This window comes from Gulosibacter sp., assembly GCF_052090685.1.
Taxonomy (GTDB): domain Bacteria; phylum Actinomycetota; class Actinomycetes; order Actinomycetales; family Microbacteriaceae; genus Gulosibacter.
Genome location: NZ_JBQDBE010000008.1, coordinates 115,698 through 131,372, shown reverse-complemented (window position 1 = coordinate 131,372; position 15,675 = coordinate 115,698). Strand labels below are relative to the sequence as shown.

Below are 15,675 nucleotides of genomic sequence, written 5' to 3'. Positions count from 1 at the left end.
AGAAGCAAGGTAAGGCTCAGTAAGATGGGCAGCACCATGACTTCTGTAGATGCTGCGCCCGTCACGAGCGCCACCGGTTCTGATATTCGAGTTCGCTTTTGCCCTTCGCCGACGGGAACCCCGCACGTCGGGTTGATCCGTACCGCGCTATTCAACTGGGCATACGCAAAGCACACGGGTGGCAAACTCGTGTTCCGGATCGAGGACACCGATGCCGAGCGCGACTCCGAAGAGAGCTACGCGATGATTCTCGAGGCAATGCGCTGGCTGCGACTCGACTGGGACGAGGGTATCGATGTGGGCGGACCGCACGAGCCGTACCGCCAGTCGCAGCGCTCGGATAAGTACGAGGAAGTGATCGACAAGCTCAAGGACGCCGGATTCCTCTACGAGTCCTTCGCGACCGGCGAAGAGATCGAAGCTCGGAACATTGCGAACGGCCGCGACCCGCGCCAGGGTTACGACAATTTTGAGCGAGACCTGACCGAGGAGGAGCGTGCGGCGCTCAAGGCAGAAGGCCGACAGCCGAGCTTGCGCCTGCGAGTTCCCGACGCGGACCTCTCCTTCGACGACCTCGTTCGCGGCGAGATCACCTTCAAAGCGGGATCCTTCTCCGACTTCGTCGTGGTGCGGCCGAACGGTAAGCCGCTCTACACGCTGGTGAACCCAGTCGATGACGCACTCATGGGAATCACTCACGTGCTGCGTGGCGAAGACCTCCTCTCGTCAACTCCGCGGCAGATTGCGCTGTACCACGCGCTTATTGCCGTGGGCGTTACCGAGTTCGTGCCACGCTTCGGGCACCTCCCGTACGTGATGGGCGAGGGCAACAAGAAGCTCTCGAAGCGCGATCCCGAATCGAACCTCTTCCACCACCGGGACCGCGGTTTCCTGCCCGAGGGCCTGCTGAACTACCTGGCGCTGCTGGGCTGGTCGATCGCGCCGGACCGGGATGTGTTCACGATGGCGGAGATGATCTCGGCCTTCGAGATCGAAGACGTGAACCCGAACCCCGCGCGCTTCGACGTGAAGAAAGCCGAAGCCATCAACGGTGATCACATGCGCGAGCTCGACGGCGAGGACTTCGCTGATCGTCTCGTGCCGTACCTGCAGGATGCGGGGATCGTTACCAATCCTGCCGAGGGCGCGGAGCTCCGCATGATTCGGGCCGCAGCGCCACACGTGCAGGAGCGCATGCAGTTACTCGGCGAAGCACCCGGGCTGCTCGCCTTCCTCTTCACCACCAGCGATGAGCTCGTATATGCCGAGGACGCGCTGAAGACTCTCAAGGCAGGGGCCGAAGAAACGCTCGCCGCAACGGGTAAGGCGCTCGCGGACGTTACGGAGTGGGACACCGAGCACATTGAAGCGGCGCTGCGCGCCAAGCTGATTGATGAGTTGGCGTTGAAGCCTCGCCTCGCGTTTGGTCCGGCACGAGTGGCGCTTTCCGGGCAGCGAATCTCCCCACCGCTCTTCGAATCGATGGAGCTGCTCGGCAAAGACGAAACGCTCGTGCGGGTTGAGCGACTGCGTGAGTTCCTTGAAAACAAGGATGCGTAGTTGACCGACGAAGGAATTGACGCGGCTGGCGTGGCTGCGAGTGCGAGCACGCCAGCAGACCAAATCGCGTCGGCCGATCAGTACGAAGTTGTCGTGATTGGTGGTGGCCCCGCGGGACTGCAGGCTGCGCTGATCCTTGCGCGGCAGTTGCGCCGAGTGCTCGTGCTGGACGGCAACCGCCCCCGACATTCGGCAACGCTCGAGGCACACGGCTTTTTGTCCCGCGACAATATCCCGCCCAATGAGCTGCGCGCTGCCGGTCGAGAGTCGGTCGAACACTACGACACGGCCGAGATCCAGTTTGCCCAAGTGACTCGCGTTTCGCGGGATGCCGGTGCGGGATTCGTGATCGAAGCTCGCGGTGTGCGCGGCACCCCCAACCGGCTCGTGCGTGCGGAACGCGTGATCCTCGCCACCGGCTTAAAGGAAACCTTCCCGAAACTGCCGATGCTGCGCGCGTTCTATGGCACACACATCCACTCCTGCGTCGTGTGCGATGCGTGGGGGAAGAAAGACACCCGGCTCGCGGTGTTTGGCGTGCCGGAGGCGAAAACGCTCGCGTATCGCGCCGCGCAACTGTCGAGGATCGGCTCCCACGTAACACTGTTCGCCAACGAGACACAGGTTGACGAGACTGATGCGGCTCGACTGCGCGAACTCGGCGTCGTGATCGACCGGCGCGAGCTCGAGGATGCAGTGGGGGACAAAGCCACGCTGACCGGAATGCGAGTGGTTGGTGGCGAGATCGTTGATGTAGACGCCGCGTTCGTGTTGCCCAGCTACGAGGCACAACTAGGCTTCCTCGATGAGGATCTGCGTCCCGACCTTACTGAGGAAGGGTTCGTTGTTGCCGACAACTTTGGCCGGACCCGCGTGCAGAACCTTTACGCCACGGGGGAGCTCACCCTGCCGGGGCCGGAAGTCCTGATTATTTCTGCCGGCAAGGGAGCACGCACCGCGATTGCAGTGCACCGCGACGCCACCGGGTTCTGATGGCTGAAGACCCTAGTCCCAGTCCCGGTCAATCTGAAAAAGTGCCACGAGAGAGGCGACACGCCCACGACACGCCGTCGGAATCTCCCGCGGTGGCACTTTTCCAGAAGCAAGGCACCGGCTCTGAGGGCGAAGAGTTCGCAAAAGCCGTCGAGAATGTGGAAAAGGCCTCACCGCGACGCGCGTGGCACATCATCTCCGCGGCAGGCGCGGGCGTAACCGCAACGACCTTCCTCGTGCTTGCGTTCATGTTCTTCGTGGTGTTCGCGCAGTCGCAGTCGTCGCTCGAATTCCTGTCGTACACCCTGTTTATGCTGCAGATTCTAGGCATGGTCTGGGCGCTGATCGTGCACACCCCGCTGTGGCTACTCGTTGAGCGCCGCGGCTGGAACAAGTACCTCATCATGGCACTCGAAGCGATCGCACTCGGGCCAGTGGTCGCGATCCTACTGCTTGCGACGCAGTTGTTTACGGTGGAGACATGGGGCCTATTCGTCGCGCTACTCTTCATCCCGGCCCTATTCCATGCCGGAGTCTCGGGCCTGGCGTTGCAGAATGAGAAGCTGCGCCGACGCGGCTGGTTGATCTGGGTGATCGCCACCGTGGTCACGTTCATTGCATGGTTCCTCTCCGGCATTCTGCCGTGGATGCTGCGCTAGCGACGGTCTGAATCACAAGTGCACAACGTTTGCGAGTAGTCGACCCTAAAGTGACCATTTTGCTAAGAGGTTAGATAAACAAGTTGCAAGTATTGCCATAAAAATTGGATCACTTGCAAAAGTGTGCTGTCGGCAGTACGAATTGCATTATCGGCGCCGACGAAGACCGCCGCTCAAGTCTCGGTGACCCACACGAGAGGTCACGAACAGTAGGAGTACATCGATGACGAATGCGACCACTGACCAAAGCAAGCAACCACGCGAACCGCAACCACGCGACGTATTTCACCGCATCCCCGCGTATAAACCGGGGCGTCGCGCGGAAGGCGCGCAGATCGCGGCACTCGCGTCGAACGAGAGCCATCACAATCCACTACCCTCCGTGCGCGAAGCGCTCGCGGCCGAAACGCAACGTGTGAACCGGTACCCGGACGCGGGTGTAGTCGCGCTACACGAGCGACTCGCGCAGAAGTTTGCGGTGGTCGCCGACCAGATCGCCACCGGGGCGGGGAGTATCGGGGTGCTGCAGCAACTCATTTCAGCGTATTGCGGGCCCGGCGACGAGGTCGTGTTTGCGTGGCGATCCTTCGAGGCGTATCCGCTGCTGGTCTACCTCGCGGGTGCGGACCCGGTGATGGTGCCGCTTCGTGAGGACGAGAGTCACGACCTCGATGGGATCGCAGCATCGGTGACCGAGCGCACCCGAGTGGTGCTGCTGTGCACCCCGAATAATCCCACCGGGGTGAGCCTCAGCCACGACGCGGTGGTGGAGTTTCTCGACAAGGTCCCACAGCACGTCCTCGTGGTGATCGACGAGGCCTATGTGGAATACGAGACGAGTGAGGATGCGGTTGACTCGCTCGCGCTTATTGCCGAGCGTCCCAACGTGCTTGCATTACGGACCTTCTCCAAGGCATACGGTCTCGCGGGACTGCGTGTCGGCTATGCGGTATCAACGCCGCGCATTATCGAGTCGGTACGAAAAGCCGGCCTCCCATTCAGCGTGAACTCACTCGCGCAGCGTGCGGCGATTGCCTCATTGGATGCGGATGACGAGCTCGCGGTTCGCGCCACGGAGGTTGTTGGGGCGCGTGAGCGACTCGTGGCGGAGTTGCGGGACACCGCATGGCAAATAGTCCCGAGCCAAGCGAACTTCATTTGGATTCGAGTGACCGGTGACCGCAACGCGGCACTCAGCGCAGCCTTTGACGAAGCTGGAATCTTGACCCGCGTATTCCCCGAGGACGGAATCCGAATTACGCTTGCGGATGCGGCGACCAACGACCGAGTCGTGGACGTCCTCAGGAGCGTCGAAGTCACATCCACTTCGATTTCTTGAACACGATAAAGAGCACCACCGCGACCAGCAGCATGAGCCCGAGCGCCATCGGGTATCCGAATGACCAGTGCAGTTCGGGCATATCGTCGAAGTTCATGCCGTAGATCGCGCCGACCAGCGTGGGCGCAAAGAGAATTGCTGCCCAGCCGGAGATCTTTTTCATATCTTCGTTTTGTCGTTGCGCCACGAGGGTTGAGTTCACGCTGAGTATTTGGGTGAGGGCATCGCGGAGGTCCCGGACCTGCGACGTGGCGTGGGTGAGATGATCGGCGACGTCGTCGAGATACGCCTGCAAGGCATCCGGAATCTGGTACTTGTCGAATCCGGCCCGCAAGGAGTCGACCACCTCGGTCATCGAGGACAGGGTTTGCTGCATCTCGATGACTTCCTGGCTTAGGCGATAAATGCGTTCCGCGACCGCCGCATCCCCGCTAAAAACCTGGCGTTCAATCTCTTCTTTATCAATCTCGAGACCGCGCAGAATCGGCGGATAGCCATCCACGACATCGTCGATGGCTCGGTACAGGACCGCCTCCGGTCCAAGGGCGAGCAACTCGTCCGTGGAAAGCAGGGGCCGGCCGCGTCGTGAGGTTGAAAAGGGATGCGCATCCTCAAGATTCGGTTCATCGGAACCGTCGAACCAGTGACCGTCCTGGCACAGCACAACCACCGCACCTGGGCGCACCAGCAGGTGGAATTCCGCGAATTCGACTTCCTCAATATCGTCGAGGTATCGCGCTGAGCGGATCACTACGAAAAGGGCTTCGCCATAGCGCTCCACCTTGGGGCGCTGATTGGCAATGAGGAGGTCTTCGACCAGGACCGGATGCAGGCTCCAGGCGGTCGCGAGCTCGGCGACTTGCTCCGGCGTCGGTCCGGGATAGTAAACGAGTGCGGTGCGATTCTCACCGGTCTCGCTGAAGTGCAGGGCATCGGCGACGGATGCGTGTTCCGGCTCATCGACGAGGTGGCCGTCGACGATATAGCGCGTAATGGGCTCGCGAGCAGCTGAGCTTCCCGGCTTAGCGGGCTGGCCGTTCTTCGACGCGCTGCTGAACCCGAACAGGTTTGGCCGGTGATTGGGCATTGTCTGCTCCTGCCGATGATCAATGAGGAGTGCGGCGGAAGGATGCTGCCGAACTCATCCCGATCGTCTCACGAATGTGGCAACGCTATTGGCGCCGCGCAGTCAGCAATTCCTTGATCTCGGCAGTCTCCTTACGAAGTGCCGCGAGTTCCTCGCGAAGTGCGGCCGCATCATCCAGATCACCTCGACCGTTCGAAGTCGAGGGCACATCGCGCACCACGATCGGCTGAGTCTTGGTGATGATCGGTGCGGGTGCCGCAACCGTCCCTCGCGTCGACTCATTCATATTCAACATGGTGTCGACAATGATTGCGACGAAAAGACTGAGCATCACGAATGCCGAAATCAGGATGAACGGGAGGAAGAACATCCACGCACCCGGATGCACGTCCAGAATCGGGAACACGACCGATGTCGTCCAGTTATCGAGCGTCATGACCTGGAAGAGCGTCAACAGCGATGTCGGGATGCTGCCGAACATTTCCGGAAAGTCTTCGCCGAAGAGCGAGGTGCCCATTACGGCTCCCACATAGAAAATAATCGCCATGAGGGCTGCAATCGCGCCAATGCCCGGAATCGCTTTGATGATCGCGGTGGCGATCCGTCGCAATTGGGGGAGTCGATTGACGAGGCGAAGCACGCGGAGTACCCGCAGTGAGCGCAGCACCGTGAGGTCCCCGACTGCCGGGATGAGCGAGATGACGACGACCACGAAATCGAAAATGTTCCAACCATCGGGCCAGAAACGTCGCCCGAGTACGAACATTTTGAGCGCCAGTTCGATCACGAAGATGACGATCGCCGCGATGTCGAGCACCAAGAGGAACCCGCCCAGGGTGTCCACGATTGCATCCGAGGTTTGCAGCCCCAGCGTGATCGCGTTGATGATGATGACGGCCAGCACAAAGCTCTGCACCGGGCCGCTCAACACAAACTCACCGATGCGACGGCGAAGGCCGGTGGCGCGAGGGTTTGGTTCCCAGAGATTCGCTGGGGCGGTGGAGGAGGATGCGGTGCTCGTCTTGCGTGCGTCTGCGGGCATGGCACCGATGGTAGTTTTCGCGGGTTACGGGGCAAACGTGCGCCGGATGGAGATCACATGCGCCCCGAGTCGGTTAGGGAAGTGTCAGGGTCGCCATAGTCATGGCGACCCTGACACAAGATCCCGATCGGACTAGAGTTTTCGTCCTTTCGTTTCCGGGAGTAGGAATATCGCAGTCAGACCAGAAACGATGAGGAGCGCGACGGCGTATACGGAGAACATCCAGGAGGCTCCGATGGCCTCAGTGAACCAGGTCTGGAGATAGGGAGCAGTACCGCCGAAGAGTGCAACTGCGATTCCATAGGGCACAGCAGTGCCGATGGTGCGGATGTGAGTTGGGAATAGCTCTGAATAAATGGCAGGCAATATTGCGAGTGAGCCCGAAAGGAAGAGCAACACGGCGCTCATCGCCACAATAAGAGTCCACGGCTCGTCAGTCATGATTGCGCGCATCGGGAAGAACATTGCCGCACTGCCGAACATGCTGATAGCAAGCACGGCACGTCGGCCAATCTTGTCCGAGAGGGCGCCCCAAAGTGGCAACGCGAGGATAAAGACGATCTGGCCGACAGCTCCGCCCCAGAACGCAGCGTTTGCGTTCATTCCGAGTGATGTTGTGGCGAACCCAGTAGTCGTCACCGCCCAGAAGTAGAACGAAACAGTTGCACCGACCGTGCAGAGGATCACTAGCAATGAGGCCTTGGAAGCTGGCATGAGAGGCTTGGGAAGTTCGCCGGCTTGAGCCTGAATTTGACTCGTTTCGAAGGTTTCCGTCTCCTGAAGGCCGACACGCATTACGAGCGCAAAGAGCCCGAGAACGGCGCCAACGATGAATGGAATTCGCCACCCGAATTCCATCATGAAGGATTCGCTCACAACACCAGTCAGTACGGCCCCGAATATGGTTGCGGTAAGGATTCCAGTGGTGCCCGATACGTAGATGAGTGATGACCAACGACCTCGTCGTTCTGCGGGCGCCATTTCCGAGAGGTACGTCTGTGCGGCTGGCATCTCACCACCGTGTGCGAGTCCCTGGATCAGACGTGCAATCAGCAACAGGACTGCCGCACCGACACCGATCGTCGCGTGGTTCGGGATAAGGCCGATCATCAGGCTGCCCACTGATGCGGAAACGATGGCGAGGATGAGCGATAGCTTGCGTCCTTGTCTATCCGCGAGCCAGCCGAAGAGTACGCCTCCTAGCGGCCGAGCAAGAAACCCAACGGCAAATACGGCAAAAGTCTGTAGTAGTGACGACACCGGATTGGACGCATCAAAGAGCTGTGCCGCAATGAACGGGGCAAAGGTTGCGTATATCTGCCAGTCAAACCACTCAAGGGCGTTGCCCATGCTTGTTGACGCAAGCACTCGGAAACGGCTTGGTTTTACCGGTGCGTGACGACGGTCCAGTTCGACTTTAGTGGACGTCAATGTTCACTCCTTTTAACTTGAGGGTCTTCAAGGGTTGAAGATTCGCTGGAACGGAGTTCCTTGAGCTTGTGGAATGCGAATTCGGCGTACATCTTGGCACCATCATGGAGTACATCTTCGTCAAACACCGCCCTTGGCGAGTGGTTGTAGTCGCTCCCGCCATCGGGAGTGCAATCAATGAACCCGAATGTCCCTGGAACCTGTTGGAGAATTTCAGAGAAGTCCTCCGACGCAGTTTTCGGATGCTCGAGAAGCTCAACTGCAGAAGAACCAAATGTCTCGCGAGCGACGCGGACCGCAAAGTCTGTTTCGCTAGGGGTGTTGATGAGCGGGCGGAATTCGTGCTCGTATTCCACGAGGGCTTGTTGATTATGGGCAGCTGCGACACCCTTCGCCACTCGCGTGAGTACATCCGCAGCCAAGTCTCGTGACTCATTAGTGAAGCAACGCACTGTGGCCTCAATTCGGGCGTCGTCGGGAATGATGTTTCGACGGGTGCCTGCGTGCAGTGACCCAACGGTCACGATCACCGGGTCGAAGGCATTGAAATCACGAGTCACGGCACTTTGCAGCGCAACTACCGTTTCGGCAGCAGTGGTGACCGGGTCGCTGGCTAGGTGGGGAGCCGAACCATGTCCGCCTCGCCCTTTTACGGTGGCTGTGAGCGCGGATGCTCCCGCCATCGCCGTACCGTGTCGAAAGCTGAATCGGCTAGGTCGAACATCTCCGGTGAGTACGTGCATGCCAAATGCTGATGAGACCTCGGTGCCAGCTGCCGTCAGCACGCCTTCTTCAACCATCATGGCTGCGCCGCCCCAGCCTTCTTCTCCAGGCTGGAACATGAAAACCACGTCGCCCGAGAGGGTGTCTTGCTTTGCACAAAGGATCCTTACTGCCCCAATCAGCATGGTCATGTGCATATCGTGTCCGCAAGCGTGCATGATTCCGGGACGCCGAGAAGCGAACGATAGACCTTCCGGCTCCGATACTGGCAGCGCATCCATATCGGCGCGGAGCAGAACCGCGGGCGTTGAATCGTCCCTGTTGGTCGCGCGGAGAACTGCAGTGATCGATGAGCATCCCCGTCCAAGAGTGATTTCCAGGGGAAGCTGCTCGAGTTCGCGAAGAAGTCGTGCCTGCGTGTCAGGGAGGTCCAAGCCGATTTCTGGTTCGGCATGCAAGTCTCGACGGAGACGAACGAGATCTTTTTCGAGTGTGGATGAGGCCAAGGTCAGCTTCCTTGCTGGTGTTGATTACAACGGTTCACCTAGTGTGGCTATGCATCCATGACAATCAAAAAATAATGAAGAAACGATCATTTTTTGCAAATTAAATCTCGATACGATCAATTGTTCGACCCATCCGTGCTTCTTGACGAAGACCTCCAGTTAATTCACGCGCTGCAGATTGCTCCTCGAGCGTCCTGGGCGGAGCTTGCGAACATCCTTGAATCGCATCCGACTACCTTGGCCGGTAGATGGGAGCGTTTGACAGCAGCGGGAATCGCTTGGGTGGGGGCCCACACGATCGGGGCGCGGACGAATCCGTTGCTGGCGTTCATCGAAGTCCATTGCGAATTGGCGTACAAGGACGCTGCGGTTGAGACGTTCTGCAAGTTTGCAGAGATTGTTTCGCTTGATCTTTCTGCTCGCGATAGAACGCTTCTCCTTACTGTGTCGACCGACTCGTTTGAATCAGTGTCAGAGCGCCTCATTCAGGACATATCGACAGTGCCCGGGGTCGTGAGCTTGGACGTATTTTTTGCGACACGGCTACATTTCGCTGGAGATGGTTGGCGGCTCAACGTCCTTGACCGTGGCCAACTTGCGAGTGTGCAGAAACTCGCCACGAGGGTCGAGAACACTAATGAGCCGGTACCTCGAATTGCGCCAGAAGTACTGCATGCGCTGGCGCGGGATGGTCGACGCACAGCATCCGAAATCGCAAGGGAAGTCGGTATGTCCGAATCTACGGTCCGTCGCCAGATTCGTCTTGGGATCAGTCGAGGAGTGATACGACTGCGATCCGAAATCGCGCAAGATGTGACCGGCAATCCGCTTACGGTTCAGTGGCATGGCACATTGCCGGCTCAACTTCACGACAAGGCAGCGAGAGTTATTTCCACCATTCCCGGGCTGCGACTTTGTGTGTCCACGACAGGGCGCACCAATTTCTTTATTGTGATGTGGCTCCGTTCAGTCGCCGATGTGCTCACGGTCGAGCAGCAACTCACGGCAGCGGTGCCGGAGTTGGAGATTCGTGAAAGCTCCGTGGGGCTGCAGATTGTGAAACGTGTGGGCTGGATACTTGGGCCCGGCGGTAGAGCAACGGGTGAGGTTGTCGCGCCTCGATGGGGCAGTGATCCGGTCCATCCATAAGGAGCCATTCCCCAAAGTGCAACTAGATTTCTCGCCGCAGCGCCATGGCGCCAAGATGTCGTGGACGCGGTGTTTGCCGAACGGGTCCGGGCGACGCAGGACCCCGCCCGGAGCGGAGACCGAGTTGAGTTGGCGAATATCTTCGGGGTGGGCTAAGCTATCGTGGTGCCGTAAAGCACTGGGCTATGGTGTAATTGGCAACACAACGGTTTCTGGTACCGTCATTCTTGGTTCGAGTCCAGGTAGCCCAGCGATTAACTCCCTCGATTCAGCGCGAATCGAGGGAGTATTTCTTTTCGCGGTGAGCCGAGCGCAGTGAGCCACTGCGTCGGGAGCCCTGGCGCCCTGATCTCCCTCATGCTGGTACTGAAGATGGCGTTACTGTCACTACCAATAGATTTTGATGACATCGACAAGTTCGGCTGGTTCGTTGTCACCACCGCCGACGCCAACCCGCAGATACCCGGACCCCTCTGGCTTGAGAAAATACATGCCTAATACTTCTGCGGAGTCGCTCGTTGGGAACGCCCAAAGCGTGTCGACAAACTGCTCGGTGTCGAGCTGACCGCACGCTCCCGACCCGGTCCTGAACCCGTCGATTGAATCCGTGTTCGCGCCGGAGTTATAGAAACACACACGTCCGTCTGTGAGTTCAAGAACGACTGGCCGAAGATGATTGCCGTCGTTTGTGCTTGCGGTGTCGATCGAGGAAGGAACCGGATGCAAAGTCCACCCGAGTGTTTCGTTGATCACCGCGGGGCACAATGCTTCCGTCTCGGTGACGTTGAGGAAGCAATGGTCCACTCCGGTGCAGTTCACCGCCAGATCGGAACGATATACATCGCGCATGCACGCATTCAGCTCCTCGCCAGGTTCGGCGGATGCTGCAATCGCGGAATCAGCCCAAGGGTCCAGCCTATGCATCACGGTGAGTGTGCCGGTGTCAAAGTCGGTATCGGCCTCCGGCGTCGGTTGGGTGGATGGATTGGTTCCGAAGCCCTGTTCTTCAAGGTAGTAGGGGATCAGGTCAAAAGAGGACCCTCTTGCGGATGCATCCTCAATCTTGATGCTGTTGATGTGTGCGTCATCAAAATCGCTCAATGCCTCAGGGATTTCATCCAGCGCAATCGGCGTGAGTGTGAAGGTGAGTGCGTGAGCATCACGATCAGTCACGACGTACTGCGACACTCCGTCCTCGGAGAGGACTTGCATCGTGCCACCAGGAAAGGAGTCACGCATAGCCGATGCAGCGTCACCGACACGGACGCCGCGAACTGAGGGCAACATATCGCCATTCTGGATTTCGTCCACCTCAAGAGTGTTGCGGTGACCGACCTCGATCGAGATGACGGTAGAAGCTGCATCCAACTCGATGATCAGTATCGGGTTTTGGGAATCTCGCGACGAGTCGTCAGCCAAAGGAGTCCACGTATAGCCCGCAATCTCGCCATAAACCGATGTCTGCGTATGGAAGTTTTCACCCTCGACGGGGGCTTGCGCCCACGGCACCACTCGCTGCACCTCGTCGACAGCGTCCCCAAGTCGAATTGGCCCGATTCGATCCGCCTCGATTTCCCAGGTCGCCATTTCAGTCGCGGATGCGGTCTCTTGTGTCGAGGGCGCAGGCTGTTCCTGGGTGACGTCCGAGCCGTCGCCGTCGCTGTCGGTGCCGGTGACAAATACTCCCTGTTCGATCGCCTTTGCCGATGCAATCGAACCGAGTACGGCGGCAGCGATGAGCATAACGACCGCGATAATTGAGAGAACCCAAAACAATGGGCTCCGGGCGGATACTTTGTTTCCGGTCATTCCAGAGTTCACAACGAGCCTTCCTTGAGCTGTTGCAAACCAGCCTCAAGCCGGTCGGCCACCGTGCGCGCGATTTCTTTTGGGTCGACGGTGGAGCCGATTTCTGTCGGCAGGCTGATCTGAATAATCGTATTTGCGACCGTCGCATGAACCACGGTTTCGGATGCACTGGCGTCGGCAAGGGAACCGACAACTACGGAAACATCGGTGCGGAAGTCTTCGGCAAGGGGCGAATACGTCACTTCCAAGTCTGTTAGAGATTCTTCAGACTCTGAAGGCAGCGTGTAATAGAACTCCGTGCAATTCGATATCGCAGTCGCGTAGTACTCCCACGAATTCTCGGCGGTTGTGACATCGGCATACTGCAATACGTATTGGTGCATCTCGATCGTGTCACCGTCGGGTGTCGACACTGACGTTTCATGGTGCTTCTGCAGTGAACCGACGGCCGGCTGGAGGTCCGGCATGATCAACGGCAGACAAATTGCCGGGAAGCTGGTCTCATCCTCGTCATTTTCGGGGTGTACGAAGATTGGGGATGCCTCACCTGCTGGCTCAACTTCAGGGAAAAGCTCGTCAACATCTCCGTCAGAAAGTAAAAGTACGTCGAGTTCATCCCCGATGAATACTTCTGTCGCAGCGGTGTCGATTTGATCCTGTGCGGTACCTTTTTGTGTGCTTGAAGAATCCGTGAGTGGGCCAGTGAGCGCCCACGCTGACACCCCGACGACGATCGCTGATACCGCAATAACACTCCCGGTAATCCGGAGAAATGCGCGCTTCGATACCATCTAATTTCCTTGAGTGTGGTCGAGCGATAACTGGGGCCACATTCACGGCTACTTCGCCAATATCGTTCAATTTGCTCATCGTGAGTTCACTAAGAGCCTGCCAGATCGCCTAGACAATTCTCAAACGCACTTTGGTGACAGTGCAGGACGGACAAATGAAAAGCCATTCGCGTGACAGGTCAAGCAGATGTGAAGCGGGGATCGCAGCGCTGTCATCTCCTGCACCATGATCCCCTCAGGCAGGTACGGGAGCATAGAAGCAGCAACGCATCGGATGCGGAGTCTGCTTCGCTTCGATGCCAACGTTGGCAATCGCTAAGGAGACGATCATGCGCTATTTGCTGTCGTGGCATATTCGTGAAGTGGAGTTGCAGGACCGCAGCCCAGAGTGGCGAGATGAAGCCACAGCGTTCCTTGCAGAATTCGAGAATGAATTATTCATGGCATCCGAACTCGACTGGGTTGAAGTGCTCGGCAGCGAATCGCAAGCCATCGTTGTAGGCCCCGGGGCTGAGATTCGGGACGGCTTTTATAACCAGGAGGGCAAACCGTCTGCGCGAATTTGGGTGGTTCGGGTTGATTCTAAAGAGCGCGCTGTCGAACTCGCTGCCAGGCTGGCGGGCGAACTCGACACCTGGATTGAAGTGCGCGAATGCCTGCCGGGGGCGCAGCGCCCCTGACTCAATAATTGTTCGCAGCGCGGAATTTGAGATGCACTTGTCCGCTGCGAACTCAACCGCGGTCCGGCCTAACCAGTGAGCCCATTGCGATCGAGTTCGCGGAGGAGTGCCGGCCGACGCGCGTAGGTCTCACGAAGTTGCGCAATATACGCATCCGCGTCTTCTACTGCACCCGCGCTCGCGTACCCCGCGCGCATCCTGAGGAGGATCTCGGCGACCAACGGATAAGAGCGAGTATTCGCCGTCCGGAGGAAGTCGTCGAGTTCCTCGCGGTATAGGGCGGCGGCCTGATCTGGCCGAGTGGACGCGCTGGCGTCAGCAAGTCTGCGGCGCATGTGTCCGGCACCCCACCGTTCTGCGGCGGACCATGCCCAGTCAAGGTCGTCATCTTCGAGCGCAGTCTCGATTACTTCGCGCCCGTTGTCAGCTTGTTGCGCACGATCTTCGAGCACAGTGCGGATGCGGCTGTGTTCTTCGTCTCCTACTTCGAGTTTGGTCGCGTACTTCATCAATGCTCGGTAGTTGTGGATTTCTGGACGCCGATTCCAAAGGTCTCGCAAGAGTTGTAACGCCTCTTCCTGCCGCCCGTCTTGGTCGAGCCAGGAGACGACCTCCTCCGCATCAAGCCAGTAGGTATTCCCGCCATCGACGCGAATTCGATCTTCGTCAATCGCGCGTTCGGTGAATTCCATGGCTCGGCGAATTTGCCCCGCAGCACGGAGGCGGGAGACGATCTCGCCATATTGCGGATGATCGCCAGATTGCAGGATCTCGACCGCACGATCAAGATCGCTGTCGTGGTCGGCGAGTTCGAGTAGGACTTGGCTTCGGCTGAACGTCGATGTATCGGAGTGATTGGCAAATTTCTCGATTCCTCGACGATACGTATCGAGAGCCTTCGCATCGAATGCTTGGACGTAGAGCTCCAACGGTGTCTCCGGCCACCCCGGCGAACTGCTTCGATACTTCACGAGCCATTTGGCGAGCTGGACGGGATCAGGGTTCCCCTCGAGACATGCGCGCGCGTGCAGGTCAACGGCGCGGTACAAGGCATCGCCGATGCTGCCATCGGAATCGTCCGCTGATTCCATGACGGTTCGAATACGCTGCAGCGTGTACCGTAAGGCTGGCTCAGCCGCGTCCGCTGCGCCGTTATTGATGGCGTCGTCGAGTTCATCAAGGAGTTCTTCGGCGGACTGAGCAACCTCGTATGCGCGGTAATAGTCGATGAATCCGCGAAAACTCAACGCTTGCTTCGCGGACGAGTGCAATTCCTTCGCGACGGCCTGCGTATTTCCGCTGGCCATCACCGCCCTGGTGATCAGCATGCGTTGCCCGGTTTCGCTGAGACTCGACATCTCCAACACAATGCGAATCAGTTCACTGTGGCTCAGCCCCGATAGCCAGCTGTTGACCAATTCGAATTGTTGGGCCTGCTCGTTCGCGACGGCTTCAATGGAGTGGGAACTGCCGACTGGATGCGCAGCCTGTTCTGATGCTTCCTCGGCCGTGTCACCCACGATCGCGAGCCCGACCGCAACGAGGTGTTTGCAGAAATAGCCGCTCTGGGAGTGCGGGCAGCTGCACCACCCGGTGACCGAGCGTGTATCCCATTGCAGTTCACACCGGTAGGAGTGCGTGCCGCGGACATTCGCCGTGGCGGTACCTTCTCCGATGCGAAGCCTGCTCACGACTGATACATATCCGCGACCGCGGTCAACGATATCCTCGTCGGTCGCCGCAAAGAGTGCTGTCTGACTGAGCGCTGCCATCTGACCTACTCTAAGCGGCGAACTCTCAACAAAGCTCGACTCCTGTGCGAAGTGCAGACAGCTCTGTTGAGAGTTCGCGCATGTGCGCTCGTCGCATTGGTCAAGTGGTGATTCAACGACCGAGTCGGGACAGT

Annotated in this window: 13 protein-coding genes and 1 tRNA gene; 7 read left to right on the top strand and 7 right to left on the bottom strand. The window is 58.6% G+C overall.

Annotated elements, in window-relative coordinates; all coding sequences use genetic code 11:
- The first annotated feature begins 36 nt into the window (after window positions 1-36).
- From gltX to hisC, 4 genes are all read left to right on the top strand, one after another.
- Window positions 37-1,560, top strand: coding sequence for a glutamate--tRNA ligase (gltX, locus tag ACTHXA_RS07220; protein WP_441670841.1), 1,524 nt, complete (start codon window positions 37-39; stop codon window positions 1,558-1,560).
- Entirely contained in the window at window positions 1,561-2,553 is a 993-nt protein-coding gene (locus tag ACTHXA_RS07215) for an NAD(P)/FAD-dependent oxidoreductase (protein WP_441670839.1), read from the top strand.
- Between the two features lie 92 nt (window positions 2,554-2,645).
- The gene (locus ACTHXA_RS07210; RefSeq protein ID WP_441670837.1) at window positions 2,646-3,212 is read left to right on the top strand and encodes a hypothetical protein; all 567 of its coding nucleotides are present in this window, start codon (window positions 2,646-2,648) and stop codon (window positions 3,210-3,212) included.
- Between the two features lie 223 nt (window positions 3,213-3,435).
- Window positions 3,436-4,551, top strand: coding sequence for a histidinol-phosphate transaminase (hisC, locus tag ACTHXA_RS07205; RefSeq protein WP_441670835.1), 1,116 nt, complete (start codon window positions 3,436-3,438; stop codon window positions 4,549-4,551).
- Here the strand turns inward: hisC and ACTHXA_RS07200 are convergent.
- The 4 genes from ACTHXA_RS07200 to ACTHXA_RS07185 form a co-directional block, all read right to left on the bottom strand.
- Complete coding sequence (locus tag ACTHXA_RS07200; protein ID WP_441670833.1) at window positions 4,529-5,638, bottom strand: magnesium and cobalt transport protein CorA; 1,110 nt, start codon at window positions 5,636-5,638, stop codon at window positions 4,529-4,531. The two genes, hisC and ACTHXA_RS07200, sit on opposite strands and share 23 nt — an antisense overlap.
- Before the next feature lie 85 nt (window positions 5,639-5,723).
- Window positions 5,724-6,680, bottom strand: a complete 957-nt coding sequence (locus ACTHXA_RS07195) for an ion transporter (RefSeq protein ID WP_441670831.1) — start codon at window positions 6,678-6,680, stop codon at window positions 5,724-5,726.
- 132 nt (window positions 6,681-6,812) lie between these two features.
- A complete protein-coding gene (locus ACTHXA_RS07190) occupies window positions 6,813-8,111 on the bottom strand; it encodes an MFS transporter (RefSeq protein ID WP_441670829.1) in 1,299 nt (432 codons plus the stop codon).
- The gene (locus ACTHXA_RS07185) at window positions 8,108-9,340 is read right to left on the bottom strand and encodes a M20 metallopeptidase family protein (protein ID WP_441670827.1); all 1,233 of its coding nucleotides are present in this window, start codon (window positions 9,338-9,340) and stop codon (window positions 8,108-8,110) included. The genes ACTHXA_RS07190 and ACTHXA_RS07185 overlap by 4 nt, the downstream gene beginning before the upstream one ends.
- Window positions 9,341-9,460: 120 nt before the next feature.
- Here ACTHXA_RS07185 and ACTHXA_RS07180 point away from each other — a divergent pair, with 120 nt between their 5' ends.
- Together ACTHXA_RS07180 and ACTHXA_RS07175 are read left to right on the top strand one after the other, a co-directional pair.
- Window positions 9,461-10,489, top strand: coding sequence for an Lrp/AsnC family transcriptional regulator (locus ACTHXA_RS07180; RefSeq protein WP_441670825.1), 1,029 nt, complete (start codon window positions 9,461-9,463; stop codon window positions 10,487-10,489).
- Between the two features lie 179 nt (window positions 10,490-10,668).
- Window positions 10,669-10,740, top strand: a tRNA-Gln gene (locus ACTHXA_RS07175).
- A 136-nt stretch (window positions 10,741-10,876) separates the two neighbouring features.
- Here ACTHXA_RS07175 and ACTHXA_RS07170 read toward each other — a convergent pair.
- Both ACTHXA_RS07170 and ACTHXA_RS07165 read right to left on the bottom strand, forming a co-directional pair.
- Window positions 10,877-12,310, bottom strand: a complete 1,434-nt coding sequence (locus ACTHXA_RS07170) for a hypothetical protein (RefSeq protein WP_441670823.1) — start codon at window positions 12,308-12,310, stop codon at window positions 10,877-10,879.
- Entirely contained in the window at window positions 12,307-13,089 is a 783-nt protein-coding gene (locus ACTHXA_RS07165; protein WP_441670821.1) for a hypothetical protein, read from the bottom strand. The genes ACTHXA_RS07170 and ACTHXA_RS07165 overlap by 4 nt, the downstream gene beginning before the upstream one ends.
- Before the next feature lie 329 nt (window positions 13,090-13,418).
- On the opposite strand from ACTHXA_RS07165, the gene ACTHXA_RS07160 reads away from it, so the two are divergent.
- Complete coding sequence (locus tag ACTHXA_RS07160; protein ID WP_441670819.1) at window positions 13,419-13,769, top strand: hypothetical protein; 351 nt, start codon at window positions 13,419-13,421, stop codon at window positions 13,767-13,769.
- A 68-nt stretch (window positions 13,770-13,837) separates the two neighbouring features.
- Here the strand turns inward: ACTHXA_RS07160 and ACTHXA_RS07155 are convergent, their stop codons facing one another.
- The gene (locus ACTHXA_RS07155; protein ID WP_441670817.1) at window positions 13,838-15,541 is read right to left on the bottom strand and encodes an SWIM zinc finger family protein; all 1,704 of its coding nucleotides are present in this window, start codon (window positions 15,539-15,541) and stop codon (window positions 13,838-13,840) included.
- Between the last annotated feature and the right edge of the window lie 134 nt (window positions 15,542-15,675).

Excerpts from the sequence above, each read along its gene's own strand:
- hisC (WP_441670835.1), top strand. The coding sequence starts at position 3,436 with ATGACGAATGCGACCACTGACCAAAGCAAGCAACCACGCGAACCGCAA.
- ACTHXA_RS07200 (WP_441670833.1), bottom strand. The coding sequence starts at position 5,638 with ATGCCCAATCACCGGCCAAACCTGTTCGGGTTCAGCAGCGCGTCGAAG.
- ACTHXA_RS07165 (WP_441670821.1), bottom strand. The coding sequence starts at position 13,089 with ATGGTATCGAAGCGCGCATTTCTCCGGATTACCGGGAGTGTTATTGCG.
- ACTHXA_RS07160 (WP_441670819.1), top strand. The coding sequence starts at position 13,419 with ATGCGCTATTTGCTGTCGTGGCATATTCGTGAAGTGGAGTTGCAGGAC.
- gltX (WP_441670841.1), top strand. The coding sequence starts at position 37 with ATGACTTCTGTAGATGCTGCGCCCGTCACGAGCGCCACCGGTTCTGAT.
- ACTHXA_RS07195 (WP_441670831.1), bottom strand. The coding sequence starts at position 6,680 with ATGCCCGCAGACGCACGCAAGACGAGCACCGCATCCTCCTCCACCGCC.
- ACTHXA_RS07155 (WP_441670817.1), bottom strand. The coding sequence starts at position 15,541 with ATGGCAGCGCTCAGTCAGACAGCACTCTTTGCGGCGACCGACGAGGAT.